Below are 26,695 nucleotides of genomic sequence, written 5' to 3' on the forward strand. Positions count from 1 at the left end.
GCCCGTGGCGGAGAATCTCCTTGGTCAGGTCTTTGCGCCGACGAAGCCCAACGAAGTCTGGACCGGTGATATCACCTATATTGCCACCGACGAAGGCTGGCTTTATCTGGCTGGTCTCAAGGATGTGTTTACCTGTGAGATAGTGGGTTATGCGATGGGAGAGCGAATGACCACCGGGTTGGTCAGTCAGGCGCTGTTTCGGGCTGTGCAGCAGAAGAGGCCACCCGTTGGGCTTATTCATCACACAGACCGGGGCAGTCAGTACTGTGCCAAGGCTTACCGGGCTCTCCAGGTACAATTTGGCATGCAGACCTCCATGTCACGCAAGGGGAACTGCTTCGACAATGCCCCGATAGAAAGCTTCTGGGGGTCTCTTAAAAATGAACTGGTTCACCACCATAGATTCGAGACGAGAGCGGAGGCCAAGGCAGCGATTCAGGAATACATAGAGATTTTTTACAACCGCCAGCGTCGGCATTCACGACTTGGCAATGTCAGCCCGGCGGAGTTTAACAAGAGGTATTGGAGAACTGCTCAGGCTGCTTGATCCGGGACTGTCCGATCTTGTCAGGACACCTCACTTCAGATGTGGGATGGTTGCAAGATTTCATTGCAGAAGCTCACAGACCCAGGGCAAAACCCTGCTCCGATGGAGGCGTTGACCTAACCTTGCCGTAAGCCAGAAGGGATGATGACAGTATCGATTTCAGGTACTGGCACGGGCTCATCTACATGCATGTAGCGCTGTATTGCACCGCAGGAGAGATTGCTCTGAGCGGCTGCCGTATTGCGTCAGCAGGCCTAATGGCACGGTATAACGGTAGAAAATCAGCAGCGCCCAAAGGTGGATGAGAAGCACTCAGGAGGCATAACTTTGTCGTAAAGGCTGTGGATAAGGGCGGGACGCAAGAGTTTGTGGGGCCACTTCTCTATTCGCCCTGTGGCGTTTGCATTGATGGGAAATTGGGAAAAAGATAGACACAGGCCCGATATCTGCATAGGGACAAGGTCGGGAGGGGAAAATGCTCCGCCATGGTGACGGAGCATCGGGTGCGCACTTAACGGGTTAATCCGCCTTCATCCAGCACGCTGACGGCCCAGAAGAAGGGGGCATTCCAGTTGACAGTGACTTCGTTCAGGGTCCATGCGCCAATCTCGTCTTTCCAGCAGGTTTGGCCGGTGCACTTCCCTTTCATGGTAGAGGCAACTGGATCACTGAAATTAATGGAGTTGGGGCCTCCAGACATCACTCCAGGGGGAACCAGGGGAGACGCGGGATCGACTGGATGTGCCCAGAACCTGTGGTGCGGATTTTTCAGAGGGCGACTGCCGTAGCCGGAGACATAGGACTGGTCGAGGGGGTTGCGGCCCAGCACATAGTCCATGGCATCGGACATGGCCTGCAGGTATTTGCGCTCCCCCGTGAAGTCATGGGCCAACCCGAGGAAGATGCTGCGGTTCATCAGATTGGAGTTGGAGCCCCAGGGGTATTCGGTAGCCTGATAGGGGATAAGGTAACCCTCTGTCGCCACGCTCTTTTGGTAGCCGTCAGCTGCGGCGATGATAGCGGCGCGCGCCTTCTCCACTTCCTGTTTGCCCAGTTTGTTAGGCGCCATGGCCAGCGTGATGGTCCCAGCGCTGCTGAGATCCTGCCAGTAGAGATCACCGCTTGCGCTGCGATCCCCCTTGGGGGCGGCCAGATAGAGAGGAGACTGCTGGACGGCCTGCTTGTACTCGGCTTTGCCAGTGGTGGCAAATAGCTCGGCGGCAGCCCAGTAGAATTCGTCCTTCAGGTTGGTGTCATCATAGGGACCGGATCCCACAAAGTTGTCATAGGCATAGATGTCCGGATGGCGGTTGGCCGCCTTCCAGGCTCGTTCGGCTGCCTGCAGGCTGCGCTGTGCGAAGGCCGGATCCAGATCTTTCCATACGCGAGCAGACTGGGCGGCGGTGGCAGCCAGGTTCAGGGTCGCAGCCGTGCTGGGGTGGCTCAGGAAACGGGGCTGTGGATCCTTGTGGGGCGGGAGCGGCATCCCGGTCCAGGCTTCATCGGCGACCTTGTGGAAGACCATGCCTGAGGCATCGATCTCGGTCAGTTTCAGGCTGTCGAGCTGCTTGGATTGATCTCCTACCGGTACCCAGGCCTTCTTGCCTTCGGGTACCTGCATGGCGAGGAAGAACTCCATCATCCAGCGGGATTCGTCCAGCAGATCGTTGTGGCCGTTGTGCTGTTCCGGGATTTTAGCCTTGCCGTCGGCAAAGGCGCTCTTGTCACCCTCTTTCGCCAACTGCTCCCGTTCATAAAGGTTCATCAAGGTCCATACCGAGATCCCCCCGTTGACCACGTACTTGCCCTGATCGCCGGCGTCGTACCAGCCGCCGGTCACATCCAGCGTGAAGTCACAGCCAGGCCACTGGTTGCCCTTGGCGTCCAGCTTGTTGAAGCAGGTTACGTTCTCGGGCTTGTGTCCTGCCGGGCGAGCAAGGTCGGGGCGCTGGACATATTTGGCTTCGATGTCGATGCCGCTACGCTGCTGATAGAAGAAGGAGAGGGCATCGAATTTCATGGTGTGATAGATGTCATTGCCGATGCTGAACGGATGACTCTTCTGGCCGGCGACCTCCAGTACCAGGCCGGTGCCCGGGGTGGTGACCTGACTGAAGTCGGCAATCTGTACGTTCTCGCCGGATGCGGCATTCAGGCCAAAGGGCGTGGTCTTGCCTTCCGCGATGGTCTCACCCTGGGCATTGCGCAGGGTCCAGGGGAGCGCGTCCTTGCTGTCGGTGGCGATGGTCGCCCGTTTCAGAGCCTTGCTCAGATAGCCGACCTGGTTGACGCGCACGCCGCCCAGCTCCGATTTCTTGATCAAGGAGGGGCCCGATAGCGTGGCTTCACCGATACAGACAGTGGTCGGTGTCTGGGTGCCCATCTGAAGTTGGAACTGGGTCTTCTCGTCAGTGGCAGAAGGTGTGAACTGGATATCGAACGGTTTGGGCGTGCTGCCGAGGGCGAGGTCCTGCACCATGTAGTTGGTGTAGGGGGCGCCATCATGCTGGATCAGGGCCTTGACGTTGATGTCGCTCTTGGCCATGGCAGTGAAATGGAGTTTGTAGGTTTGCCCCTGCACCAGGCCGAGATTGGACTGACCCAGGATGACATCCCAGGGATTGGAGCCCGACTCGGTGAAGGTGATACAGCCCATCTGGTTCTCGGCGTTCAGGGTCCCCCCGGCCGTCCACCATCCATCGGTTCCCTGGAAGTCCCCATTGGTCAGCAATTCACCCACAGGCCCGGCAGATGCCGAGGAGGTAGCTGAACCAGATGCTCCTGCGCTGGGCAGGGAGCAGCCATGCAAGCCAATGACGCAAGACATGGCAAGCGTCAGGGCACTAAGCCGAGATATTTTCATTGTTACCCCTTTGATCACAGACGGAAATAATGGTGTCGATTTTCGCACTCACGCAGAAAATGACCGAGTCATCCTGCGGCCCGCATTTCACTGTCAAGATTCACACACAACTCTTGAGTGGAAATCGATTTCACGATTCAGGTAACAGTAAATTTTTTGGCAGATCAAGTTTGCTTTTATGAAATGTGATGGAGACGGCAAATTTTCGTTTATTGATATATTCATGCACTTGAATTGAATTCCATTGAATCCTTTCAACATTCCTCTGACTCCCCAGCCGTTTGGCCATATCGGTGTCGTTCCAGACAGCTCATGCGGCAAGTCAATGTGATTGGCCGCATTTAAATTATTGTTTTAATTTTATTTTGTTGATCTTTCTGACGTGAGTCTACCCATTCTCTCTGTTCCTTCCTGGGTATTCTGCTGATGAGGCACGCTCCCGAGTTTGTGAGTTGCATCACTATTTTCTCTTTCAGCGGGATCTTTGTCATGGCATGACAAAGATACTGCTGGAATGACGAAGAGATTTCTGTTTACCATTTAATATCCTTGCAATCGATTTCAAATTTAACTGTTTTTCAAAACGACTCGTCATGAACGATGAGTCCAGGCGATGAACGAGAACATCCGGAGAGTCATAAGGAAAATGCGTAAAACTACAGGTCTCACCAGGTCTATGACCTGCCTATTCGTGGGGTGCGGCATCTGGAGTGCCGGGATGGCGGATGAGTTGTCGACCATGCCCTATTTTTCCACCTGGCCGCAGATCCACAGCGCTATTGCCAGGGACGAGGGGATGGAGCGCCAGATCCAGGCTCTGCTCTCCCGGATGACCCTGGAGGAGAAGGTTGGCCAGATGATCCAGCCCGACTTTCGTGAAGTGACACCTGAGGAGGTGACGCGCTACAAGATTGGCTCCGTCCTCAACGGGGGGGGGGGCTGGCCCGGCAACAACAAACACGCGTCGGCCCAGGACTGGGCACACCAGGCCGACACCTATTGGCAGGCGGCGGAAGCGGGCTTTGAGGGCAGGGGGTATCGCATCCCCTTCATGTGGGCGACCGATGCGGTGCACGGCCACAACAACGTCTTCGCGGCGACCCTGTTCCCGCACAATATCGGCCTGGGGGCGGCGCGGGATCCGGATCTCATCTACCGTATCGGCCAGGTGACGGCGCGGGAAGTGGCCGCCACCGGGCTGGATTGGACCTTCGCCCCGACGGTGGCGGTGCCCAGAGATGATCGCTGGGGCCGGACCTATGAGGGCTATTCCGAAGATCCCGCCATCGTCTATCACTATGCCGGCGAGATGGTGCGTGGCCTGCAAGGTTCCGCGACGGATCTGCGCGGCCAGCGCCATGTCATCTCGAACGTGAAACACTTCGTGGGGGACGGCGGTACCCTGAACGGGGTCGACCGGGGTCAGAACTTCTATTCGGAAGAGGACCTGCGCAACCTGCACGCGGTGGGCTACTTCTCGGGGCTGGATGCCGGTGCCCAGGTGGTCATGGCTTCGTTCAACAGCTGGCACAACGAGCTCAACCGCGACGTGCTGCCAGAAGACGGGGTTGAGTACAATGGCAAGCTGCACGGCAGCCGCTATCTGCTGACCGACGTGCTCAAGGACAAGATGGGCTTTGATGGCCTTGTCGTCTCTGATTGGAACGGTCACAGCGAGATCGCCGGTTGTACCATGGGGAGCTGCCTGCCTGCGGTGCTGGCCGGGGTCGACATCTTCATGGTCACGGCGCGCAAGGACTGGATGGAGTTTCGCCAGAGCCTGCTCGATGGCGTGGCGAGCCGGCAGATCCCGATAAGCCGGATCGACGATGCCGTGACGCGTATCCTGCGGGTCAAGATGCGGGCCGGGCTGTGGGAGAAACCCATGCCGTCGGCCCGTGAGCTGGCGGGCAAACAGAGTGAACTTGGTGCCGTGACGCACAAGGCGCTGGCCCGGGAGGCGGTACGCAAGTCGCTGGTGCTGCTCAAGAATGAGGACAGGATCCTGCCCCTGAGCCGGCAGAGCCGGGTGTTGGTGGCTGGGAGTGCCGCCAACGATCTGGGCAAGCAGGTTGGGGGCTGGAGCCTGACCTGGCAAGGCAGCGAGAACGGGCGCGGTGATTTCCCCAGTGCCCAGAGCGTACTGGATGCGGTGACCGCCACCGTCGGTGCGGATCATGTGCAGGTAAGCACGGGATCCGGTGAGTTTGCGGGAGCCAAGCCCGATGTCGCCATCCTGGTCATGGGGGAGGACCCCTATGCCGAGTGGTTCGGCGACATTCCTGACAACAAGACCCTTGCCTATGGGGATCTCAAGAGCAGCTATCACGAGGATCTGTTGACCCTCAAGCGGCTGAAGGCGGCCGGCATCCCCGTGGTGACCGTGCTTTTCTCCGGACGTCCGCTCTACGTCAATGAGGAGCTCAATCTCTCTTCCGCCTTTGTCGCCGCCTGGCTGCCGGGCACCGAGGGGGAGGGGATCACCGATCTGCTGTTCAGGGATGCCAAGGGCAAGGTGGCCCATGACTTCCAGGGACGCCTCTCCTTCTCGTGGCCCTTTAGCAAGTGCGCCACCACCATCAATCGCACGCCCACCCATATCCCGGGCTGGCAGCGCCCAGCCTTCGAGCAGGATCCTGCGGGTGAGTACGCACCGCTCTTCCCCTATGGCTACGGGCTCAGCTACGGCAAGCCTTCCCCTGTGGCGGCCCGGGTCAGCAACCTCAATACCCTGACCCTGGATAAACGTACCTTCGGCTGCAACGAGAGCGACCCCGCCAAACTGAGCGCCGCTGACAAGGTGCTCGAGCTGTTCGGGCCAAAGGCGGGTGAAGAACACCGTCTGCGCATGGGGGACGCCAGCAACTGGACGGGGACTGAAGTCTCCGGCAACAGCGTGACCGAGATGACCTTCATCAAGGTTCAGCCCATCGACTACCTGCGCCAGCAGGATGCGCGAGCGGTCACCTTCCTCGGGGCGGACAAGCCGGGTATCGACTCCGGGGCCACGATCCAGTTGCAGACCACCCAGGTCAAGGGGGCGGATCGTCGCACCTACCTGAAGGGCGAGAGCGAGCTGCAGGTGACGCTGCGGGTGCAGCAAGCGCCAGCGGGGGACATGACGCTGGGGCTGCAGTGTGGCTGGCCCTGCGGCAAGTCCATCGAGATTGCTCCGGCCTTGCGCCAGTTGCCCCCGCAGAAGTGGGTGACCCTGAGTCTGCCCCTGCGCTGCCTCGAAGAGGGCATGGACTTCGCGAAGGTCAATACCCCCTTCATCCTGGGCACCAGTGGACAGGCACGCATCGACATGGCGACCGTACGCTGGGTACCGGCTTCTCTGCTGGGGGCCTCAGGGGAAGTGGTCAGGCTCGATTGCCAGGGCAGGTTGAGTCGATAAGCCGTCAGCCAGATGCACCAGGATGCCTGTCGGGCTCCTGGTGCCTTGATAACCGGCTCCGCCCCGATGCGGAGGGAGAGGTGGGAGAGAAGGATGTCGATCGTACAGCGGATCAGATTGGGCTTTACGCTGCTGCTGGTCCTGTTGCTATTGCTCGGGGCCATCAGTTACCTGAAGACGACCTCCATTCACGGTCGTTTCCAGCAGGTGACCGAGGAGGCGACGCCTCAGGCCCTGACCGCCAGCCGGCTGCGCGCCGCATTGCTGATGGCTGACAGGGACAGCCTGGCGCATCTCGCCATCCGGGAGACGTCGGCGTTCCCCGAGTCCCGTCAGCGTGTTGCCCATGACAAGGTCCGCTATGAGCAGCACATCAAGGCATTCGCGGCCCTGACACTCGATACCGAGAGTGAGCGGCAACTCGCCCGGGTCACCGACCAGGCCCCCCGGCTGTTTACCATCTCTGAGCAGTTGATGAGCCTGCACGAAGAGTCGGTCGAGCTGGAGCGGGTGCTCGCACGGATGCGGAGCGAGCTGCTGCACCTGGACGACAACTACCGTTCGGCGGCGGACTTGCTGGTGCGTTACACGGCGGGGCGGCGCTCTTTGCAGAACAAGGCGGAGCTCATCACCAGCGGTATTGCACGGGATCTCAAGCTGATCCTGCGTGCCGACGGCAACACGGATCTGGTGGCGCTACAGGGGGTGCTGGCCAAAGACATCGACATTGCGAACCAGCGTCTGGAGCGGATTGTTGTCCCCGATGACGTCAAGGCCAGGTTCACCCGCCATGTGGCGCGCATTCCCCAGCTGGTATTTGGCGACAAGGGGCTGATTGCCACCCTGGTGCGCCGTCAGCAAATCAGCCAGCAACTCCATGGCTTGCGTGAACAGCAGGAGGCGCAGAGCCAGCAACTGGGGGAGGTCCTGGACAGGCTTATCGCCATCAGCAACCAGAGCATGCAGGAGGACAGGCTGAGTGCCGACGTCGCGGTTGACAGCGCCCGCACCTGGATCGTGATGGTGGCCCTGTGTTCCGTGCTCATCGCCCTCATAGTTGCCTGGAGTACGGCCCGCAGCATCCAGGTGCCGCTGGTGCGGATCAATCGGGTTCTCGGTCTGATGGCACAAGGGGACATGACGCTGCGGGTTCGCTACCCCGCCAGGAACGAGCTTGGTGAGGTCGCGAACTCCATCGACCAGCTGGCCCACCACACCAAGACGCTTCTGATGGAGGTCCAGACCGGCTCTGAGTACCTGGTGAGCGAGACGCGCAAGACCGCGGAGATCGGCGAGCAGGTGATGTCGCAGGTGCAGGCGCAGAAGGCCCAGACCGATCAGGTGGCGGCCGCCATCTTCGAGCTGGAGACCAGTGCGACCGAAGTAGCGCGCTCGAGCGATCATGTTCGTCGGGAGGTGGGGGAGGCCAATGACGAGAGCCGGCGCGGACGTCATCTGATGCAGGCCAATCGGGATGGCATCGAACAACTGGCGACCGACATCGCCGGGGCCATGGCGATCACCCGCAAGCTCGAAGGCTACAGCAGCAACATTGGCAACATTCTCGAGGTGATCCGTGGCATGGCTGAACAGACCAACCTGCTGGCCCTCAATGCGGCCATCGAAGCGGCCCGTGCCGGGGAGGCCGGGCGGGGCTTTGCCGTGGTGGCCGAGGAGGTGCGGGCGCTGGCTACCCGTTCACAAGGGGCGACCCAGGAGATCCAGGTGATGATCGACAACCTGCAGGGATGCGCCCGCGATGTGGCGAGCGTGATGGCCCAGAGCCATGAGCAGACCCAGCAGAGTGTGCAGCAGACCCGGGATGTCGAGAGTGCCCTGGCGGGGATCGCCTCGCGCATGGAGGCCATCAAGGAGATTGCGGATCACATGGCTTATGCCGCAGCGGAGCAGATTTCGGTGAGTCAGGGAGTGGCCCAGCACGTGGCGGCCATCGCAGACGTGGCTCACGAGACCGAGCAGGCGTCCCGGGTATCGGCGAGCAGTGGTGAGGTGTTGTCGGGGCTGGCCAGCCAGCAGCAGAGTCTGGTGGCCCGTTTCAAGGTGTAGGAGAGAGGCGATGTGGAAATCTGTGAGTGCCCTGCTGGTCTGGGGGCTGAGTACGGCGGCGGTATCCCAGGAGCTGGTGCTGGAAACCTGGCGCGTGGATGACGAGGCGCTCTGGAAGGAGCAGTTTCTGCCCCGTTTTCAGGCGATCCATCCCGAGATCACCCTTAAGCTGCATTCGCAGCGCTCGGCGGATTACGATCGGGAGCTTGCCGAGCGGCTGGCGGCGGGGAAGGCGGGGGATCTCATCACTTGCCGCCCTTATGATCAGTCCCTGCGGCTGTTCCAGCAGGGGCATCTGCTGGATCTGACGGACCTGCCCGGGATGGAGAACTTCCCGAGCTTTGCCAAGGCCGCCTGGCAGACCGACTCCGGGGCCCAGACCTTCTGCCTGCCCATTGCCTCCGTGATCCAGGGTTTCTACTTCAATGTCGATATCTTCAACGCCCTTGGGCTGACACTGCCGCGAACCCGTGCCGACTTCTTCGCCGTGCTGGAGAAGGTGAAGCAGGATGGTCGCTATCTGCCGCTGGCACTGGCGGCTCACGACAGCTGGGTGGTCTCCGAGCTTGGTTATCAGAATATCGGTCCCAATTACTGGCATGGGGAAGATGGCCGCCTGGCGCTGATCAACGGTCAGGCGCGAGTGACCGATGCCCCTTATGTGGCGGCGTTTCGTGAGCTGGCGAGCTGGCGGCCCTACATAGGGGACCATCCTGCCGATGCCACCGAAGCACAGGCGGTGGATGCCTTTGCTGCGGGCAAGGCCGCCATGATAGTGGCGGGCTCCTGGTCGCTGGCCCAGTTCACCGGCAAGGTCAATTTTGGTGCCTTCCCGCCCCCCGTCGCGCGGGAGGGGGACACCTGCTATTTCACCGATCACACCGACATGGGGATCGGCATCAATGCCGCCAGCCCGAACAAGGAGGCCGCCCTGAAACTGGTGGAGTGGATGGCAAGCGCCGACTTTGCCGAGCGTTTCTCCAATTCGGTACCCGGTTTTTTCTCCCTCTCCAACCACTTCTTCGAGCTCAAGGATCCGGTGGCGAGCACCATGATGGGCTGGCGGGATACCTGCGATTCCACCTTGCGTCTGGGGGCGCAGTTCCTCATCCGGGGTGAGCCATTGCTTACCACAGAGCTTGCGGAGGTATCGCAATCCGTGGTGCTCGGCACCATGACGCCGGAAGCCGCCGCCGCGCGCATCCAGCAGGGGTTGGCAAGCTGGTATCTCCCCCAGAAGACGGCAAAAAGAGCCCGTCTCTGTGAGGCGGACGAGCATCTTCCCACGCTGGCAACCAGCACAGCTATCGGGACGGAGTCTCCCTTCGCTGCGCCTTGACGGTGGACACGCCCACAGGGCAATCCCCCGCAGCGATCAGCAGACTCTTCAAGGCGCCTTCAGGCGCCTTTTTCCATCAGGGCCGGTTTGTAGGCAGATGTCATCGGGTTGTCATTGCCAGGCTCTGGCTGGTTTTATGGAGCCAGCCGGATTGAGGGGCCGGTAGAAGAGGTACGCCGGGTTGTGTGTGGAGTCTGTGCTACGTCAGAGATACAAGGTGGAAGATGCGACAAGGACAAGTCGCTCGCTGGACAGGCGGCTGACAAAAGAAAAACGGCCCGAAGGCCGCTTTGAGCGGATGCTGCGCAGGGAACAACCCCCAGTCGACATTCATCCTTTGTACGGCAGTGTAGTATCACGCACCACAATGCTCAATTCGGGCAGTTCGTCCGAGTTTGGCTCCGTGCCCTCGATCAAACCCAACAGAGTCTTGACCATTTTGACCCCCATCTCGTAGATGGGCTGGCGTACCGTGGTCAATGGCGGGTTGGAATAGGTAGAGAATGGCAGGTCATCAAAACCAATGAGTGAAACATCCTCTGGTACCCTTAAGCCGCACTGCTTGAGCCCCAAAATAGCCCCGTAGCAGGTCTGATCGTTGGCGCAGAATATGGCTGAGAATTTCCGGCCACTCTGCACCAGTTTCTTCACTGCATTCAGGCCACCAGCCTCGGCGAAATCCCCTTGGATGACCAAGGATGGATCATATTCGATTCCCGCGCTGACTAAGGCCTGGCGATAACCATGATGACGTTCGATGGCATCGTTTTGATCCGGTAAGCCGACAATGTGGGCGATGTCATGATGACCCAGATCCAATAAATAGCGAGTTGCCATGTAGCCACCCAGCCGATTATTGATGCTGAAGGAATGTACCCGCTCGGTCATGATATTGTGGCCAGTGGCAACAATGGGTATTTGCTGTGAAAACTCGAGCAGCGTTTGTTGATTTACGTGGCCGGTCAAAATAATAAGACCATCGACCCGACGAGCTACCAGCAGGCGCAACCGTTCGACTTCTTCTTCCGCATTCCAGTGACCGCTGACAATCAGCGGCACATACTCCATGCCCTGAAGGGTATGTTCAACACCACGCAACATTTCGTTGGAAAATGGACTCTCTACATGTTGAGTCAATACCCCAAGGGTCATGGATTGACCCGTTTTCAGATATTGTGCCATAAGGTTGGGACGAAAATTCAATTCTTGAATTGCATCTTCAACCGCTTGGCGTTTATCTGCGGCCACTTTGGCCGAGCCGTTTAATATCCGGGATACAGTGCTTGCCGAGACACCGGCTCGTCTGGCGATATCATAGACAGTGGCTTTTTTCTCCTGAGCTGACTTCGACATCCGCCCTCCGTACTCGACTGTGAAAACCCTTGGCTATAACCAATATTACAAGAATATATTCTCAATAAATCAGAGGCTTAGGATAACCCTTTCCCTTGGTGGTGACAAGCAATGATGCTTCGCCTCAGATTGAGGGGCCCACTACTGCTGGGCGGCAAAAAAAACCTCTCTTGCTTTGGTAAAACCGGCCTGTTCGGCGGCCTTGACCCAGGCGAGAGCCTGCTCGTAGTTTTTGCTCACAACCGCAGTGCGAATATGTTGATAATAATCCAGTTCACCTAGTGCTTTATCTGCGGTGATCATCACGGGCGATATGGTTTTTGCGTTCGGTGTCGCATTTACAGCAGCCTCTGCGTCCAGTGCCAAATATAATCGTCCGGTGGCCGAATGGGGCACATCCACATTGATGAGACGGGCGACATCCGTGGAGCGATCATATTGCATTGCGCGCTGGAGATCGTCGGGATTGAGCCTGGTGCTGCCTTGCATATCCAGCGTAGTAGAATAGATCACCATATAGGCAGCTCGGACGCTGCCGATGGGGGCCGGAATCGTAAATTCTCCCTGGATGTTCTGTCCTGAAATTAATGAACGGCCGTTATAACTGAAAGAGGAGCTGGGAATGGTTTGAACGGGGTGGTGATTCTCGTCCAGTAACAGGATGCTGGGCAGAAAAATGGTATAGTCGATTGGGATGGTTACTTTGACGCGGGCAGCTTGGGGGAAAGCGGGCAATGAGAATGCCATCACATAGCTTTTGCCCGAATCGAATGCGTAAACCGGGCTGTCAGTACCCACATTTACCCAACGGCTTTCTTGCCCGAAGGGCTGGAAGCGAAGATCCTTGAATGCCGCGATCGCCATTTTGCCCGACAATTGTTCTCGGTCATGTTGAAGCTGCTGCTGCAAGTCGGAGGTGGCCGATCTTGGCGGATGCTCCGGGCTTTTACTGACGCACCCGGCCATCAACAGACTGACCAGGAAAGGCAGACACTGTTTCGTTCCCTTCATCGTGTTTCCTCGTATGCAATGCGGGTCCCCCAAGGGACCCGAGATTATAGTGAAAATAAGTATCGCGACCTAACCTACCACCACATGTCCGCCTGCACACCGACCAGGAAATCTTCCCGGTCTTCCTGCCAGGGGGTCTCGTTGTTGTGATCGACATAGGTCGTCAGAATGCGGATCTCCGGTGAGGGCCCCATGCCGGTATTGACGGTGAAGGTCGGCACTATGCTGACCTTGTGAGAGGTGCCACCCCGTTCGACGTTATCGATGATCAGGTTGTTTTTCACATATCCGACTTCCGTCTGGATGGAAAAGAACTCATTGATCGGGAATACCGGGCGCAGAGATGCGGCATACCAAGAGTCATGGCCACCCAGCTCGTAGTCGTTGTACTGGTAGGAGAGGGTCGGCAGCAGATGAATATTGGCGCCATACCAGCCACCCCAGAGGAATAGGCGGGAGGATTGATCGCCTTCCATCACCTTGGACTGGTAGGGTTTGTAGCCATCCGCCTTGTCCTGCAGTGTCTTCTGATACAGGGAGCCCTTGCGATACATGGCAGTATTGGTCAGATTGGCCCCTAGCAAGTCGCCGGAACCCAATCCACGCCCCGCCTGGGCGATGAACTTGGAGAATCCGCCCGGCATGAAGAAGAAGTCGTCGCGGGAATAGATGACGGTTCCTTCTGCCCCCTTGGTTGCATATTGCTTGTTGTCGCCGGTGAACTCGTTGCTGGGCATCTGCTTGAGTGCGATCTCCATGTCCCAGGCACCGTAGAGGGCGCCGGTGTGGAGGGTGTGCATGGTGGCTTCAGTGCCATTGGCGCGGTCGGAGTGGCTGGTATCGTTGCTGTTGATATAGGCAAAGTCCCACTTGCCACCCGCCATCTCCATGGCGTTGATGCCGACGCCGGTCCCCGAGTAGTCAGTGTAGAAATAGTCGGTGGTCCAGATGTAGTTCTCGCGGTCGTAATAGCGCAGGCCGCCCCACATGGTCCCGGTCGGGGTGATGCCACCCAGCTCCACATAGGTTTCTGACACACCGCTTTCGCGGGGCGCGGCACGGGTTTGCAGGCCATCGGCATCGGACTCCACCTTGAAGTGAATGTTGACCGATTTGTTGCTGCCCAGGTCCCACAACTTGTTCAGGCCCGCTTCCCAGCTGTTGTCCAGCTCGGAGCCCAGGCGTCCCATGGTCTTGTCCATCTCATATTCGTACCCCGCCTTGGCGAAGTTATCCTTGGCGTCAAACATTGAGCCGGCACGAATATAGCCGTGGAAGCCAAAACTCTCGGCGGCATTCGATACTGCGGGTATTACCAGCCCGCAACATGCCCCGACAAACAAGGCGAGTGACTTCAATTTCATCTTATTGCTCCAATCCGTAGAATAGTATTTTCAATCGATTTTTCGAAAATTCAATGCGTTATCAATTGATCTGCTGGCAGGGCTGATTGCTGTCAAAGTCTGCCGGGATGGCTGTTTTCAGGGCCACGTTGGTGAAGGAGAAGCGCAGTCCGGCCATGTCATCCCATGCCCCACCCATGTGGAGCGCCTTTTGTACTGAGCCTGTGTTGGCCGCCGGAATGAGAGAGGCAACCGGCAGGATGCAGCGGTACCAGGTGTCGTCATCGGGCACGATGTTGCTGTCCATGGTGAAGAAGGTGCCAACGTCTGGGCCTGCGGTACCGTCCATGCGGATCTGGATGTTGGGGGAGTTACCGTAGCTGGAGACTTTCAGGTCGAGCAGCATGGCGCCGTCTTGATAGGCGGAGAGATCCCCATCGGCGCTGTCTGAGCCCAAGAAGACGCCTCCATTGCCTAGTAGATCAATCGTGACAATCTGGTTTTCATCGGTTAACAAGATGTCACTGCCATTGAGAGCCCACGACCCAACTGGATAGGCTGCGGTGCGATCAATCGCTTGGCTCTTATCCCCTGAGTAGTAGAGGGCGGTATCGGTTACACCCAGTGCAGGGGCGTTGTTGACGCCAGAGCCTGTACCGGGGTCAGTACCAGGATCGGTGCCTGGCGCTTCACAGGTGATGGGATCTACAACCGGTTTTGCCGTTGTGGTCAGCAAGTACTTGATATTGGTGATTTCGTAGTTGAAGGCTTCCTTGGTAGCCAGGTGGAACGGTGTGCCAACTGTGGCGAGTTTGATGGCCGTGGCACCGGGGAAGGGTTTCATACAGTTGATGGGCTGAGTGAGCGTTTCCCAGTCGCCGGAACCGGTCAGGGCGCTTGCAATGGGCAGGCTGCTGCGGTTGGGATACTCGTTGTCGATGGAGGCATTGAGCACTTCCGGCACCTTGCTCTTGGTCCGCAGCTGGAACTCGATGAAACCGGAGGCGTATTTGCTCAGGTTCAGAGGGGTGGCGGATTTGAGCATAAAGGTGCCATCTCCGTCACCGGCTACCTGCACATCGGCGGTGTCATCGGTACCAGCATTGTTGATGAGCACCGCACTGATGCTGGTCATGGCCACAGGAGTAGCCGTGACTGGCTGAAGGTTCCAGTTATTCTTCTCCGACTGAATATTGGGGGTGACTTTTGCGTTCGCTCCAACACCAAACAGCAACAATGCGCCATCTTCACCGCCTGGAGGTGTTTCACCAGGAGGCGTTTCACTGCCGTTGCTAGAAGACATGTTCTCTTCACCGCCACATCCGCCGAGCAAGGCTGCGGCGATCAACGTTGCTAAAAGTCCTTTTTTTGTTGCATTCATACTGACCACTCCAATCAATGGGAAAATGTCCATCACGATGAATTGTCGAGACTCAAACTGCCATCATGCAATCGATGTCAAAGCAAATCATACTGAGCTTATTTTCTTGAAATCGATTTCCAAAGCAATGCTTATCCCCTGTGATGATCAAAGTTTGTGTTTCAAATCACAGAAAATGTGTCCTTATGACCAGCGGAGGGGATGCGAAAAAAAGAGTCACCTTTAAACGAAAATAGTTCATTTCATTGTTTTTTATAGTTTATTTTGTTTTTCTCTTGAGGCTGAATATCAGAGGGAAAATATTGGAGTAGATCAGCAATGTGTCTGAGGTGATTGCGATGTGTCGATTTCTGAGTAACATTTAGATTGATTTCGATTTCATGGTGTGCTGAATGAGATCCAGGCTGTCATCAACCTTGCGGGGGCCTCTCCAGCGGTTCAAGCATCAGGAGTGTCTAGCCTTGACTGGTGATGGCAGACAACATGCAGTCGATGATGCAGGGAGTCGGCCGTCAGAGCGACGCTGAGGCCGGGTTCCTGCTGGGTCAGCACCGACTCGGGATGGTGCAATTCCCTTGTGCCAGATAGCAGATCGCAATCTTGGAGAAGACCAAGGATGAACCGGCGACGTAGGGCTGGTTACAAACCCCGGAGAGGTAACCCGCGATAGGGTCGCCCCGCAGCACCGGCCATGAACCACGTGCCCGGCACCATGGCACGCTCATCATCTTCGAAGGAACGCAGAATGGTGCCAGGCATGCACTGCATGATCATCGCCTCCCCAGGGCCAGCAAACCTGCGCATCGGTCAGCATGATCGGTGCTGTGCTCGCTTCGCCCGCCAGGCTTGAATGCGCGCCTGGGTGCCGATGACGAAGACGAAGAAGACCGGCACGAAGACGATGGCCAGCAGGGTGCCGCTGATCATGCCGCCAAACACGCCGGTGCCGATGGCATGCTGGGTCTCCGCGCTGGCGCCACTGGCGAGCATCAAGGGCACCGCCCCGAGGGTGAAGGCCAGCGACGTCATCAGAATGGGGCGCAGGCGCAGGCGGGCAGCAGTGACAGCCGCATCAAGCAGTGAGCGCCCTTCGCTGTGCAACTGGCGCGCAAACTCCACGATGAGGATGGCGTTCTTGGCCGACAGACCGATGATGGTGATCATGCCCACCTTGAAGAAGACGTCGTTGGGCATGCCGCGCAGCATCACGGCCGCGACAGCACCGAGCAGGCCCAGCGGCACCACCATCATCACCGAGAGCGGGATCGACCAGCTTTCATAGAGTGCCGCCAGAACCAGGAAGACCACCAGCGCCGACAACAGCATCAGCAGGGGGGCCTGCTCGGCCGACTGGCGCTCTTGCAACGACTGTCCCGTCCAGGCCAATGCGAAGCCTGGCGGCAATTGCGCCACCAGACGCTCCATCTCCGCCATCGCCGCTCCGCTGGAGATGCCGGGCGCTGCCCCCCCGGCAATACGCACGGCAGGGAAGCCATCGAAGCGCATCATCTGTTGCGGCGATTCGCGCCATTCCGGTGTCACCACCTCCCGCAAGGGGACCATGCCGCCGCTGGCATTGCGCACCCGCAGGCCGAGCACGTCATCGAGCTGCATGCGCGCCGACGCGTCGGCCTGCAGAATGACCTGCTGCATGTGCCCGCCGTTGGGGAAGTCGTTGACGTAGAGCGACCCCATTGCGGCCGACAGGGTACTACTCAAGCTGGCGAACGAGAGTCCCATGGCTTCGGCCTTCTGTCGGTTGATCTCGAGGTGAATGCTCTCGCCGGGAGGCAGATTGTCGGGATACACATCACTGACTACCCGGCTTTTGGCGGCCAGTTCCAGCAGTTGTGCCTGGGCGGCCAGCAGCGCGGCATCTCCCCGGTTGGCTCTGTCTTGCAGGAACAGGGTGAAGCCGGAGGCGGTGCCCAGCTCGTCGATGGCGGGTGGCAGCAGGCTCATTACCGTGCCTTCAGGAATATTTGCCATGGCTGCTTGTGCCAGATCTGCCTCTTCGGCTGCCGTGGCACCATGACGCTGATCCCAATCTTTGAGCATGGTGAAGGCCATGGCGGCATTGGGGCCTGCGCCGGAGAAGCTGAAGCCCTGCACCACCAGGTTGGTGTCCAGCGCCTCTCGAGAGGCGACGTGAGCCTCGAAGGCCTTGACCACCTCAAGGGTGCGCTCGCTGGTGGCGCCGGTCGGCAGCTGGATGGAGGTCATGAAGTAACCCTGGTCCTCGTCCGGCAGAAAAGAGGAGGGCAGCTGGGCGGCGGTGATGGCCAGCACGGTGCAGAGGGCGGCAAAGGTTGCCATCATCCGTCCGCTACGCCCGACCAGCCGGGTTACCCGCGCACCGTAGCCTGCCGTGAACCGCTCGAAACCCCGGTTGAAGGCACCGAAGAAGCCGCGCTTCTCATGATGATCCGGACTGACCGGACGCAGCAGGGTGGCGCAGAGCGCAGGCGTCAGGGTCAGGGCGAGGAAGGCCGAAATCAGGATCGACACCGCCATCGACAGGGTGAACTGCTGGTAGATGACCCCCACTGAGCCGCTGCCAAACGCCATGGGGAGGAACACCGCCGTGAGCACCAGGGTGATGCCGATCACCGCCCCGGTGATCTCCTTCATGGCTTGCGACGTCGCCTCCCGGGGCGACAGCCCCCGGGTGGCCATCAGGCGCTCGACGTTCTCCACCACCACGATGGCGTCGTCGACTATGATGCCGATGGCCAGCACCATGCCGAACATGGTGAGGGAGTTGATCGAAAAACCGGCCAGCAGCATCACCGCGAAGGTGCCAAGCAGAGCGATGGGGGCGACGATGGCCGGGATCAGGGTGTAGCGCAGGTTCTGCAGGAAGAGAAACATCACCATAAACACCAGCACCATGGCTTCCAGCAGGGTGTGGATCACCTTTTCGATGGAGACCTTGACGAAGGGGGCCGAGTCAAACGGGATCGAATAGGCCATGCCCGCTGGCAGGGTGGGAGCGAGCTGGGCTAGACGGGTGCGCACCGCATCGGCGGTACGCACGGCGTTGGCGCCGGGGGAGAGCTGGATGGCGGCGCTGGTGGCGGCTACCCCGTTCTCGCGGTTGGAAAAGGCGTAGGATTGCGCCCCCAGCTCGACCCGGGCGACATCACCCAGCACCAGCTTGGCGCCATCACCACCGGCTCGCAGCACGATGGCGGCGAATGCCTCGGGGGTCGTCAGCTGCCCCTGAACCGTGAGGGGAACCGTCAGGCGCTGCCCCGGCAGGGAGGGTTCGTCACCGAGGCGCCCCGGGGCAATCTGGATATTCTGCTGCTCGATGGCCTGCGCCACCTCGCCGATGGTCAGCCCGTAGGCGGCGAGTTTGGCCGGATCTACCCAGATGCGCATGGCCTGCTCGGCGCCGAACAGCTGCACTCGTCCTACCCCGTCGATGCGGCGCAGCTCCTGCACAATATTGCGTGCCATGTAGTCGTTGAGGGCAACTTCATCGAAGCGGCCATCCGGTGAGGTCATGCCGACCATCATCAGAAAGCCGGATGAGGCGGACTCCACCTGCAGGCCGGTTTGCCGCACCGCTTGTGGCAAGCGAGGCTCGACCGCCTTGATGCGGTTTTGCACGTCCATCTGGGCCAGCTCCGGATCGGTGCCCGGCTTGAAGGTGGCAGTGATCTGCGCGCTGCCCGAGGCGTCCACCGACGACTCGAAGTAGAGCAGGTTCTTCACTCCCGACAGCTCGCGCTCAATAAGGTTCACCACCGCATCGTTCAGGGTCTGCGGTGTGGCGCCCGGATAGGTGGCATAGAGGGTCACCGACACCGGCGCCACCGAGGGATAGCGGGAGATGGGGAGCTCGGGGATGGCGATGACCCCTGCCAGCACGATGAACAGGGCGATCACCCAGGCAAACACCGGGCGATGGATAAAAAACTGCGGCATGGATAACTCTCCGATTCAGCGAATGCCACCGTCAGCCGGTTGGCTGACAGCGGGTGGTTGCCAGGGGGAAGCTGTGACCTGAACCCCCGGGGTCAGACGGTCGATCCCTTCGATCACCACCTGTTGCCCGGCACTGAGCCCGGACGCGATGCGGTACTGGCCATTCACCAGTTCTGCGGTATTAACCGGAACCAGCTGTGCCTGCCCCTGGCCATCCAACACCCACACGCTGGTCTGACCCGATGTGCGAACTACCGCCTGCTGGGGCACGGTCAGGGCGTTGGCATAGCGGGCACGGGGGATGCGCGCCTGCACATAGAGGCCGGGCAACAGCCGCCGCTCAGGGTTATCCACCAGCACCCGCAGCAGCACGTCGCCGGTCCCGGCATCGACCTCGATGCCGGAGAAGAGGATGCGCCCCTGCATTCCCAGCGGTGTGCCATTGCTACCGAGGATCTCTACCGCCAGTTCCGGTGCCGTTGAGCCAGCTTGCTGGCGCAGGGATTCCAGCACCGAGGCCGGTTGGCGCACATCGACGTAGACCTGATCAATCTGCTGGATCCGGGCCATGGGGGTGGCATCGGTGGGCGACACCAGGGCCCCTTCACTCACCAGCGCCTGATCGATGCGCCCGGCGATGGGGGCCTCCACGCTGGCAAATTGCAGGTTCAGCTGGTGCCGGGCCAGAGTCGCCTTGGCCTGGGCTACATCGGCAGCCGCCTGATCCCGCTGGGAGACCGCATCGTCATAGGTCTGGCGGCTGATGGCGTCGGTGCGCAGCAGCGGCTGCAGGCGCTCAATCTGGATGCGGGCGCGAGCCAGCACGGCCTCGGCCCGTTGCAATGCGGCGGCGGCGCTGTCGACATCGGCCTTGAAGGGGGCCGGGTTTATCTGGAACAGCACTGTGCCTGTGCTGATCTCGGCGCCCTGCTCGAACAGGCGGCGCTGTACGATGCCGCTAATCTGGGCGCGAATGTCGGCGCTGCGCAGTGCCGCCACCCGGGCGGGCAGATCCTCGCTGATGACCAGCTCCCGACCAGTCAGAGTCAGCACCGATACCTGAGGAAGGGCGGGTGCCTCCTGCTCTTGCGGCGCGACATCGCAACCCGCCAACCCGAATGCGGCAATGACGGCGAGCAGGGCGCCCGCATACCGCTGTTTGACAAACATCATCCACTCACCTCGTTAAACCGTCTCTCCGGTGTGATGTGACCGGAGAGTGCATCGAGCGGCCATTATGGCGAGGGGCTATTGCGAATGATTCGAGGCTTTGTGGAGAATCCATGGAGGCGATGATAAAGTTCAACGCCACCTTTTTTCGAGTCCGACTATGTCCCATCTCAATGCTTCCGCCAGCCCGGCGGGCCAGTCACTGGTACTGATTGCAGAGGATGAAGCCGAGATCGCCGACATCCTCGCCGCTTACCTGCAACGTCATGGCTTGCGCTCCCTGCACGCCGCCGATGGCCGTGAAGCGCTGGCCATGCATCAGGCATTCAAACCCGATCTCCTGCTGCTGGATGTGCAGATGCCGCAACTGGATGGCTGGCAGGTGCTCAGCGAGATCCGGGCGCGCGGCGATACGCCGGTGATCATGCTGACCGCCCTCGATCAGGATCTCGACAAGCTGATGGGGCTGCGCATGGGGGCGGATGACTATGTGGTCAAACCCTTCAATCCGGCCGAAGTGGTGGCGCGAGTGCAGGCCGTGCTCAGGCGCACCCGAGCCGTAAAGCCTGCCACGGCGAACGTGTTGCGGGTCGGCCAGTTTCAGATCGATCTGGAGAGCCACGAGGCCAGCATTTTCCGCGATGACCAGCAGCAGGTGCTGGAGCTGACCCTGACCGAGTTCAAGTTGCTCGCCTCTTTGATGCGGGCGCCGAAACGGGTGTTCAGTCGCGCCGAACTGCTGACTCACTGCTTGCCGGAGGGGGATACCCAGGAGCGCACTGTGGATAGCCACATCAGCAAGTTGCGCAAAAAACTGGAGACACACGGCATTCAGGGGGTCCCCGCCAGTGTCTGGGGCGTAGGCTATCGCTTCGGGGGCGATGCATGAAATCGGCGCCCGGCCTTCGCAGGCAGATCATCCGCTCTCTGGGCTTGATGACGCTTGGTATCATCTCCCTCGCGGTGATCGGCACCTATGTGTTTTATGGCATCGCCGTGGCGTTTGTGCCGGGCAGCATCTCCGAGACCTGGGTGCCCTCCAGAGTCGAGATGATCTGGATCGGCTCCACCATTCTCATTGCATTGGGGATGGCGCTGTACGTGGCGGTGCGCCTCTCTCGCCGCATCCTGACTCCCCTCAACTCGGTGGCAACCAGCCTGCGCGAGGTGGCCGAGGGCAAACTCGATGCCCGTGTGCCGGAGGATGAGCAGGCGATCGGGGAGACGGCGCAGCTGGTGCGCGACTTCAATACCATGGCCGAGCGGCTGCAGAGCATGACCCGCGAGCGGGAGTTCTGGAATGCCGCCATTGCCCACGAATTGCGCACTCCGGTGACCATTTTGCGCGGCCGCTTGCAGGGGCTGGCCGAAGGGGTATTTCCTCCCAGTAGCGAACTCTTCGAGGGGTTGCTGCGTCAGGTGGAGGGGCTCAATCACCTGATCGAGGACTTGCGGGTATTGAGCCTCAACGACAGCGGCCATCTGGAGTTGCAGCGGACCGAGGTTAGGCTGGCCGACGAGCTTGCCGTGGTGCTTGAGGCGTTTGCCAGCCCTCTGGCGGCGAGCGGATTTGTGTTGCAGCGGGAGCTCGATAGCGAACTTCATGTCTGCTGCGATCTGTTTCGTATCCGTCAGGCCCTGATGGCGCTGTTGGAAAATGCCCAGAAGCACGCGCTGCCGGGCCTGCTGACCGTGCGGCTGTATCGCTCGGAGAGTGTGTGCGTCCTGAGTGTGGAAGATGGGGGGCCAGGCATCAGCGAGGAGATCGCCGCCTGTATCTTCGATGCGTTTCGTCGGGGAGATCCGTCACGCTCGCGCAAGAGCGGCGGTAGCGGACTTGGGCTCGCCGTGGTCAAGGCGATTGCAGAGGCCCACGGCGGCAGTGCGGTTTGCCAATCTACCGGACGGGGAGGGAGCCGATTCGTGCTCTCCTGGCCCATCTCGGCCATGTCCGGTTGCCCTGAAACCTAACCTGCGGGCGGCAGGTTCTGATGAAGCTATACAGCTGACAGCTGCCCGCACAGGGGCGTTCGACAAGCGACCGTTATAGGGTTTTCTACCGCTTGTGCCGGGTGAGCAGGAGGGGTTTGGACATGGTTCATTTGGCGCGAAATCATGGTTTTTAGCCGTCAAAAATTGAAACCGTTTTCAGAAATCCTTTTCAACTGTGATCCGCTTCAAAGCTTTTTCGGGCGCCAACCTCTAGCATTGGCTCCACGAATTAGGGGCTAGCGCTCCCGATTTTCCCGCTGTGGGAGGTAACCGGATGATCCGGCTATTTCCTTCGTTACTTTCGACGGTCATCATGGATGGCCGTTTTTTTTTGAGTTATTTCACGGTAAAGGGTCGAGCCGCTGGCGCTTTACCGTTAAAATTCCGCTTTTGCACTTGCCCGTGAGTCTTGATGTCTGCGTCCACCCTCTCTTCGGATAGTTATGCCCTGCTCGCCACCCTGCAATTGCAGCGCGTTGCCAGTACCCGTTTGCTGCAAGAACAACTGGCGATAGGCCATGCCCTGATCGATAAACTGACCCGATTGCAGGATGCGGGGCTGGTCAGATTGCGCGGGGAGCAGCAGTGGAGCCTGACCGCCGAGGGGACGCTGGCGCTGATCCTGGGGGTGCGTGCCGGTCTCTGCCCGGCGCCGGACTGGAGCCGGGTGCCCTCATTGACCGGGCAGGATCTCACCCATGCGGTGGTGCGCGAGCTCTGCCGCGGCAAGGCGGGGGAGATCCCCACCTATTTCTCGGCCAGCGATCTGCTGACCCTGCTCGATACCCCGGACGCTCACCAGTTGCTGGCGGGCTCCAGCCCCGCCTGGCAGCAAATGTTGCTGGAGCACTTCTCGCTGCAACTCTTGCTTGATGCCCCCTATGAAGAGCGCTGGCCGTTGGCCAATGCGCTGGTGCGCTGCGCCCCCGAGGTACAGGCCCGGGCCAAAGCGTTCGAGGCGGAGTGGCGCTGGCTCTGCGGGGATGGCGAGAGCACATCGCCAACCGGCGAGGACAAGGATGCCGCCCCCGGCTGGCCAGCCCTGCAGGCGCTGGCCCAGCAGAGCCAGAGCGGCCCGCTTGGCGAGCGGCTGCTCACCGCGCTGGGCCAGTGGCAGGCAACCGATGAGGGTGAGGCGGGCCAGTGGCCCCGTTCATTCAGCGCCCTGCTCTGGCTTGGCTGGTTGCAGCAGGCCGATCCCGTCATCGCCAGCGAACAGCGCAAGAAGTGGCAGCGCAGCCTGACTGGCCAGTTCCCCCTGCTTGCCGATCTGCTCAGCCAGTGGGCGGGTGATCGCCACGGTCAGGCGGTCGGCCTGTTCGATACCCTGCAACTGCCAGTGGAGGAGCTCCACTGGGGCTATCTCTGGCTCGATCTCTGTGCGCTGGCCCGTCACGGTGCCCAAAGCCCGCAGGTGGCCATGTTGCACAAGTGGGATCTCTCCCATCTGCTCGATGCCGAGCCCCATCATCGCCTGATGGCGTTTTGTCAGGATCTGCTGCGCATCTTGTTGGGCGAGGCGGCCAAAGGGGCGCCCTTGTGCCAACTGCGCGGCAGTGAGGAGAGTACGCAAGAGGGCAGTGATGAGCAGGATGATGACGGGGACGAGGATAAAACCGCGGCCTCTGCCAGCTGGCTCAACTGGTTGCAGGGGCTGGGACGCTCGAGTGGCGTGCGCAAGCCGCAGGAGCGGTTGGTTTGGCTGCTCCATGCTGACGGCCCCGAGCTGGAGTGCAAGATCCAGAAGCTGAGTACCAAGGGGGAGTGGACCGCCGGTCGCCGGGTCGATCCGGCCCTGCTCTCTACCCAGTATGCAGCCATGCTCGATGAGCACGACTGGGCACTGGTTCGCACCCTGCCACGGGTGATGGGACGACTGCCGCGGGATGTCTGGGCGCCGCTGGCCGATCACCCCCGTTTGTTCAACGCCAAGGGGCAGAAGCTGCAACTGGCCATCAGTGCCCCCCTGCTGCAGGTGGTGGCCACCGAACAGGGGATGAGCGCGCAGCTCTGCCCCGATGCGGCCGCCCGCGGGGCCCATATCATGCCGCTGGCGCAGGATTTGTGGCAGCTCATCCTCACCCCGCAGCCGCTGCTCGACCGCTTGCCAGCGCTCGAATCAATCCCGCTGCTGCCCGCCGAGGGGCTGGCCGAGCTGCAACGCACCCTGGACGCCATTCCCGAGCTGCCCTGGCACAGTCAGGTTGCGGGGCTTAGCGGCAACGCCGAACTGGCTCCCTGGCCGGGCATTCCTTCGGTGCAACTGGATTGGCAGGATGGTCAGCTGTCGGTCAAGCTGGTGACCCGCTTTGAGGATCTGCCGCCCCAGCCCCTTGGCAAAGGGGAGGCGATCGTGCGGCAGGGGATCAAGGCGTATCACTACTGGCAGCGGGATCTCGCGGCCGAGAAGGGGCAGGCCCAGCTACTGCGCAATCAATTGCCCATCGGCCTGCCCGGCAGCGAGTGGCTGCTGCAGGGGGAACAGGCGCTGGCGCTGGTCAATGCCCTGCCCGAGCTGGTGGACGCCGGTGTGGTCATTCACTGGCATCAGGACAGCGCCCGCCTCAAGAGCCTTGATGAAGCGGCCCTGAGCCTGCGTATCGAGCGGCGGCAGGACTGGTTCCAGGTCGAAGGGGCACTGGCCCTCGATGAGCACCAGATCCTCGATCTGCGCCTTATTCTGCGCCAGATGACCCCGGGGCAGCGTACCGTTCAGCTCGACGAGAAGACCAGCCTGATGCTGAGCGACAAGCTGGTGGAGCGGCTCACCATGCTGGGGGCCATGCTCGATGAAGAGCAGCGCATCAACAACAAGCTGGCCTATCCGCTCACTCGTCTGCTCTCGGTCATTACCACCGAAGGGGATGCAGCGTGGCAATCCCTGCAGCAGGAGTGGCAGCAGGAGGTTGATTGCCCGGACGAACTGCTCACCTCCCTGCGGGACTATCAGAAAGAGGGGGTGCGCTGGATGGCGACCCTGGCCCATCACGGTTTTGGTGCCTGTCTGGCCGATGACATGGGTCTGGGCAAGACGCTGCAGGCGCTTATCGTGCTGCGGATGCGCCAGCACCTTGGCCCTGCGCTGGTGGTGGTGCCCAAGTCAGTGGTCACCAACTGGCAGGAGGAGGTGGCCCGTTTCGCCCCCGAGCTTGATGTGGTGGTGTTCGAGAATCCGGCCGAGCGGGAGGGGATTATTCGCGAGGCCAAGGCCGGTCAGGTGATCCTCATCAACTACGGCATGCTCGGCAGCCTGGCGGAGGCGCTCAAGTCCCGCCGCTGGTCCTCCATGGTGCTTGATGAGGCGCAGCAGATCAAAAACGCCGGCACCCAGCGCGCCAAGCTGTTGTTCCAGCTCGACGGCGATTTTCGCCTCGCCCTCTCCGGCACCCCCATCGAGAACCATCTGGGGGAGCTGTGGAGCCTCTTCACCTTTATCAACCCGGGGCTGCTCGGCAGCCTTGGCGAGTTTAAGCGTCGCTTTGGCAAGGCGGTCAAGGATCCCCAGCACATGGCGCTGCTGCGGGCGGTGATCAGCCCCTTCATCCTGCGCCGTCTCAAGCAGCAGGTGCTGACCGAGCTGCCGGACAAGACCGAGATCATCCACCACATCAGCCTCTCCCCCGAGGAGCGTCAGCTCTACGAGGCGACCCGGCGGGAAGTGGTGCAACAGGTGCAAAGCGCCGATGGCCGCGCCCTGATGCATGTGCTGAGCGGCCTGACTCGGCTGCGCCGTCTCTGCTGCTCACCGGAGCTGGTGATGCCCGAGTGGTCGCAAACCAGCAGCAAGCTGGATGAGGCGATGGCCCTGCTGGAAGAGGCGATCGACGGTGGTCATCGGGTGCTGGTGTTCAGCCAGTTTGTCGATCTACTGAGTCTTTTGCGGGCCCGCATCGAGCAGAAATCCTGGGATTACTGCTATCTGGATGGGGGCTGCTCCGCCAAGTCCCGTCAGGACTCCATCCTGCGTTTTCGCCACGAGGAGGTGCCGCTGTTCCTCATCAGCCTCAAGGCAGGGGGGACCGGCCTCAACCTCACCCAGGCCGATACCGTGCTGCACCTCGATCCCTGGTGGAACCCGGCGGTGGAAGATCAGGCGAGCGATCGGGCCCACCGCATGGGCCAGACCCAGCCGGTGACCGTTTACCGGCTGGTGTGCGAGCAGACGGTGGAGGAGAAGATTGTCGCCCTGCACGACGAGAAGCGGGCGCTGGCTGATGGCCTGCTGAGCGGCCAGTCCGAGGTGCGCGGGCTGGATGTGGAGAGCCTGCGGGCCCTGCTGATGGGCTGATTGGCGACGCC

13 protein-coding genes and 1 pseudogene are annotated in these 26,695 nt (G+C 60.3%); 7 read left to right on the plus strand and 7 right to left on the minus strand.

Going from position 1 to position 26,695, the window contains the following annotated elements:
- A pseudogene (locus tag AB5Y97_RS15790) lies at window positions 1-547 on the plus strand (IS3-like element ISAeme20 family transposase); the annotation flags it as partial.
- Between the two features lie 511 nt (window positions 548-1,058).
- On the opposite strand, the gene AB5Y97_RS15795 reads toward AB5Y97_RS15790, so the two are convergent.
- Window positions 1,059-3,410 carry a glycoside hydrolase family 9 protein gene (locus tag AB5Y97_RS15795; RefSeq protein WP_234920644.1) on the minus strand — a complete coding sequence of 784 codons (2,352 nt, stop codon included), beginning with the start codon at window positions 3,408-3,410 and terminating at the stop codon, window positions 1,059-1,061.
- Window positions 3,411-4,086: 676 nt separating this feature from the next.
- Here AB5Y97_RS15795 and AB5Y97_RS15800 point away from each other — a divergent pair.
- The 3 genes from AB5Y97_RS15800 to AB5Y97_RS15810 all read left to right on the plus strand — a co-directional run bounded on the left by AB5Y97_RS15800 (window position 4,087) and on the right by AB5Y97_RS15810 (window position 10,213).
- Window positions 4,087-6,807: a glycoside hydrolase family 3 protein gene (locus AB5Y97_RS15800; protein WP_274160322.1), complete on the plus strand. Its 2,721-nt coding sequence runs from the start codon at window positions 4,087-4,089 to the stop codon at window positions 6,805-6,807.
- A 93-nt stretch (window positions 6,808-6,900) separates the two neighbouring features.
- Window positions 6,901-8,874 (plus strand): methyl-accepting chemotaxis protein, encoded by a 1,974-nt coding sequence (locus AB5Y97_RS15805; RefSeq protein ID WP_158656077.1) that lies wholly within the window; start codon window positions 6,901-6,903, stop codon window positions 8,872-8,874.
- Between the two features lie 10 nt (window positions 8,875-8,884).
- Complete coding sequence (locus AB5Y97_RS15810) at window positions 8,885-10,213, plus strand: ABC transporter substrate-binding protein (protein WP_368158416.1); 1,329 nt, start codon at window positions 8,885-8,887, stop codon at window positions 10,211-10,213.
- 330 nt (window positions 10,214-10,543) lie between these two features.
- Here AB5Y97_RS15810 and AB5Y97_RS15815 read toward each other — a convergent pair whose 3' ends face one another.
- The 6 genes from AB5Y97_RS15815 to AB5Y97_RS15840 all read right to left on the minus strand — a co-directional run bounded on the left by AB5Y97_RS15815 (window position 10,544) and on the right by AB5Y97_RS15840 (window position 20,407).
- Entirely contained in the window at window positions 10,544-11,566 is a 1,023-nt protein-coding gene (locus AB5Y97_RS15815) for a LacI family DNA-binding transcriptional regulator (RefSeq protein WP_042084009.1), read from the minus strand.
- Between the two features lie 141 nt (window positions 11,567-11,707).
- On the minus strand, window positions 11,708-12,577 hold the full coding sequence (locus AB5Y97_RS15820) for a MalM family protein (protein WP_042084007.1): 870 nt from the start codon (window positions 12,575-12,577) through the stop codon (window positions 11,708-11,710).
- Between the two features lie 74 nt (window positions 12,578-12,651).
- On the minus strand, window positions 12,652-13,941 hold the full coding sequence (locus tag AB5Y97_RS15825; protein WP_234920643.1) for a carbohydrate porin: 1,290 nt from the start codon (window positions 13,939-13,941) through the stop codon (window positions 12,652-12,654).
- A gap of 61 nt (window positions 13,942-14,002) precedes the next feature.
- Window positions 14,003-15,301, minus strand: a complete 1,299-nt coding sequence (locus AB5Y97_RS15830; protein ID WP_368158420.1) for a putative glycoside hydrolase — start codon at window positions 15,299-15,301, stop codon at window positions 14,003-14,005.
- 807 nt (window positions 15,302-16,108) lie between these two features.
- A complete protein-coding gene (locus AB5Y97_RS15835) occupies window positions 16,109-19,234 on the minus strand; it encodes a multidrug efflux RND transporter permease subunit (protein WP_201948211.1) in 3,126 nt (1,041 codons plus the stop codon).
- Window positions 19,235-19,249: 15 nt separating this feature from the next.
- Window positions 19,250-20,407 (minus strand): efflux RND transporter periplasmic adaptor subunit, encoded by a 1,158-nt coding sequence (locus tag AB5Y97_RS15840; RefSeq protein ID WP_042055478.1) that lies wholly within the window; start codon window positions 20,405-20,407, stop codon window positions 19,250-19,252.
- A gap of 157 nt (window positions 20,408-20,564) precedes the next feature.
- Between AB5Y97_RS15840 and AB5Y97_RS15845 the strand changes: the two genes are divergently transcribed.
- The 3 genes from AB5Y97_RS15845 (at window position 20,565) to AB5Y97_RS15855 (ending at window position 26,684) form a co-directional block, all read left to right on the plus strand.
- Window positions 20,565-21,293 carry a response regulator gene (locus tag AB5Y97_RS15845; protein WP_040065122.1) on the plus strand — a complete coding sequence of 243 codons (729 nt, stop codon included), beginning with the start codon at window positions 20,565-20,567 and terminating at the stop codon, window positions 21,291-21,293.
- Window positions 21,290-22,375: an ATP-binding protein gene (locus AB5Y97_RS15850; protein ID WP_201948209.1), complete on the plus strand. Its 1,086-nt coding sequence runs from the start codon at window positions 21,290-21,292 to the stop codon at window positions 22,373-22,375. The genes AB5Y97_RS15845 and AB5Y97_RS15850 overlap by 4 nt, the downstream gene beginning before the upstream one ends.
- Before the next feature lie 433 nt (window positions 22,376-22,808).
- A complete protein-coding gene (locus AB5Y97_RS15855; RefSeq protein ID WP_201948207.1) occupies window positions 22,809-26,684 on the plus strand; it encodes a DEAD/DEAH box helicase in 3,876 nt (1,291 codons plus the stop codon).
- Window positions 26,685-26,695: the final 11 nt, after the last annotated feature.

Source organism: Aeromonas sp. R10-2, from assembly GCF_040908445.1.
Taxonomy (GTDB): domain Bacteria; phylum Pseudomonadota; class Gammaproteobacteria; order Enterobacterales; family Aeromonadaceae; genus Aeromonas; species Aeromonas veronii.

Excerpts from the sequence above, each read along its gene's own strand:
- AB5Y97_RS15795 (WP_234920644.1), bottom strand. The coding sequence starts at position 3,410 with ATGAAAATATCTCGGCTTAGTGCCCTGACGCTTGCCATGTCTTGCGTC.
- AB5Y97_RS15800 (WP_274160322.1), top strand. The coding sequence starts at position 4,087 with ATGACCTGCCTATTCGTGGGGTGCGGCATCTGGAGTGCCGGGATGGCG.
- AB5Y97_RS15805 (WP_158656077.1), top strand. The coding sequence starts at position 6,901 with ATGTCGATCGTACAGCGGATCAGATTGGGCTTTACGCTGCTGCTGGTC.
- AB5Y97_RS15810 (WP_368158416.1), top strand. The coding sequence starts at position 8,885 with ATGTGGAAATCTGTGAGTGCCCTGCTGGTCTGGGGGCTGAGTACGGCG.
- AB5Y97_RS15815 (WP_042084009.1), bottom strand. The coding sequence starts at position 11,566 with ATGTCGAAGTCAGCTCAGGAGAAAAAAGCCACTGTCTATGATATCGCC.
- AB5Y97_RS15820 (WP_042084007.1), bottom strand. The coding sequence starts at position 12,577 with ATGAAGGGAACGAAACAGTGTCTGCCTTTCCTGGTCAGTCTGTTGATG.
- AB5Y97_RS15825 (WP_234920643.1), bottom strand. The coding sequence starts at position 13,941 with ATGAAATTGAAGTCACTCGCCTTGTTTGTCGGGGCATGTTGCGGGCTG.
- AB5Y97_RS15830 (WP_368158420.1), bottom strand. The coding sequence starts at position 15,301 with ATGAATGCAACAAAAAAAGGACTTTTAGCAACGTTGATCGCCGCAGCC.
- AB5Y97_RS15835 (WP_201948211.1), bottom strand. The coding sequence starts at position 19,234 with ATGCCGCAGTTTTTTATCCATCGCCCGGTGTTTGCCTGGGTGATCGCC.
- AB5Y97_RS15840 (WP_042055478.1), bottom strand. The coding sequence starts at position 20,407 with ATGATGTTTGTCAAACAGCGGTATGCGGGCGCCCTGCTCGCCGTCATT.
- AB5Y97_RS15845 (WP_040065122.1), top strand. The coding sequence starts at position 20,565 with ATGTCCCATCTCAATGCTTCCGCCAGCCCGGCGGGCCAGTCACTGGTA.
- AB5Y97_RS15850 (WP_201948209.1), top strand. The coding sequence starts at position 21,290 with ATGAAATCGGCGCCCGGCCTTCGCAGGCAGATCATCCGCTCTCTGGGC.
- AB5Y97_RS15855 (WP_201948207.1), top strand. The coding sequence starts at position 22,809 with ATGTCTGCGTCCACCCTCTCTTCGGATAGTTATGCCCTGCTCGCCACC.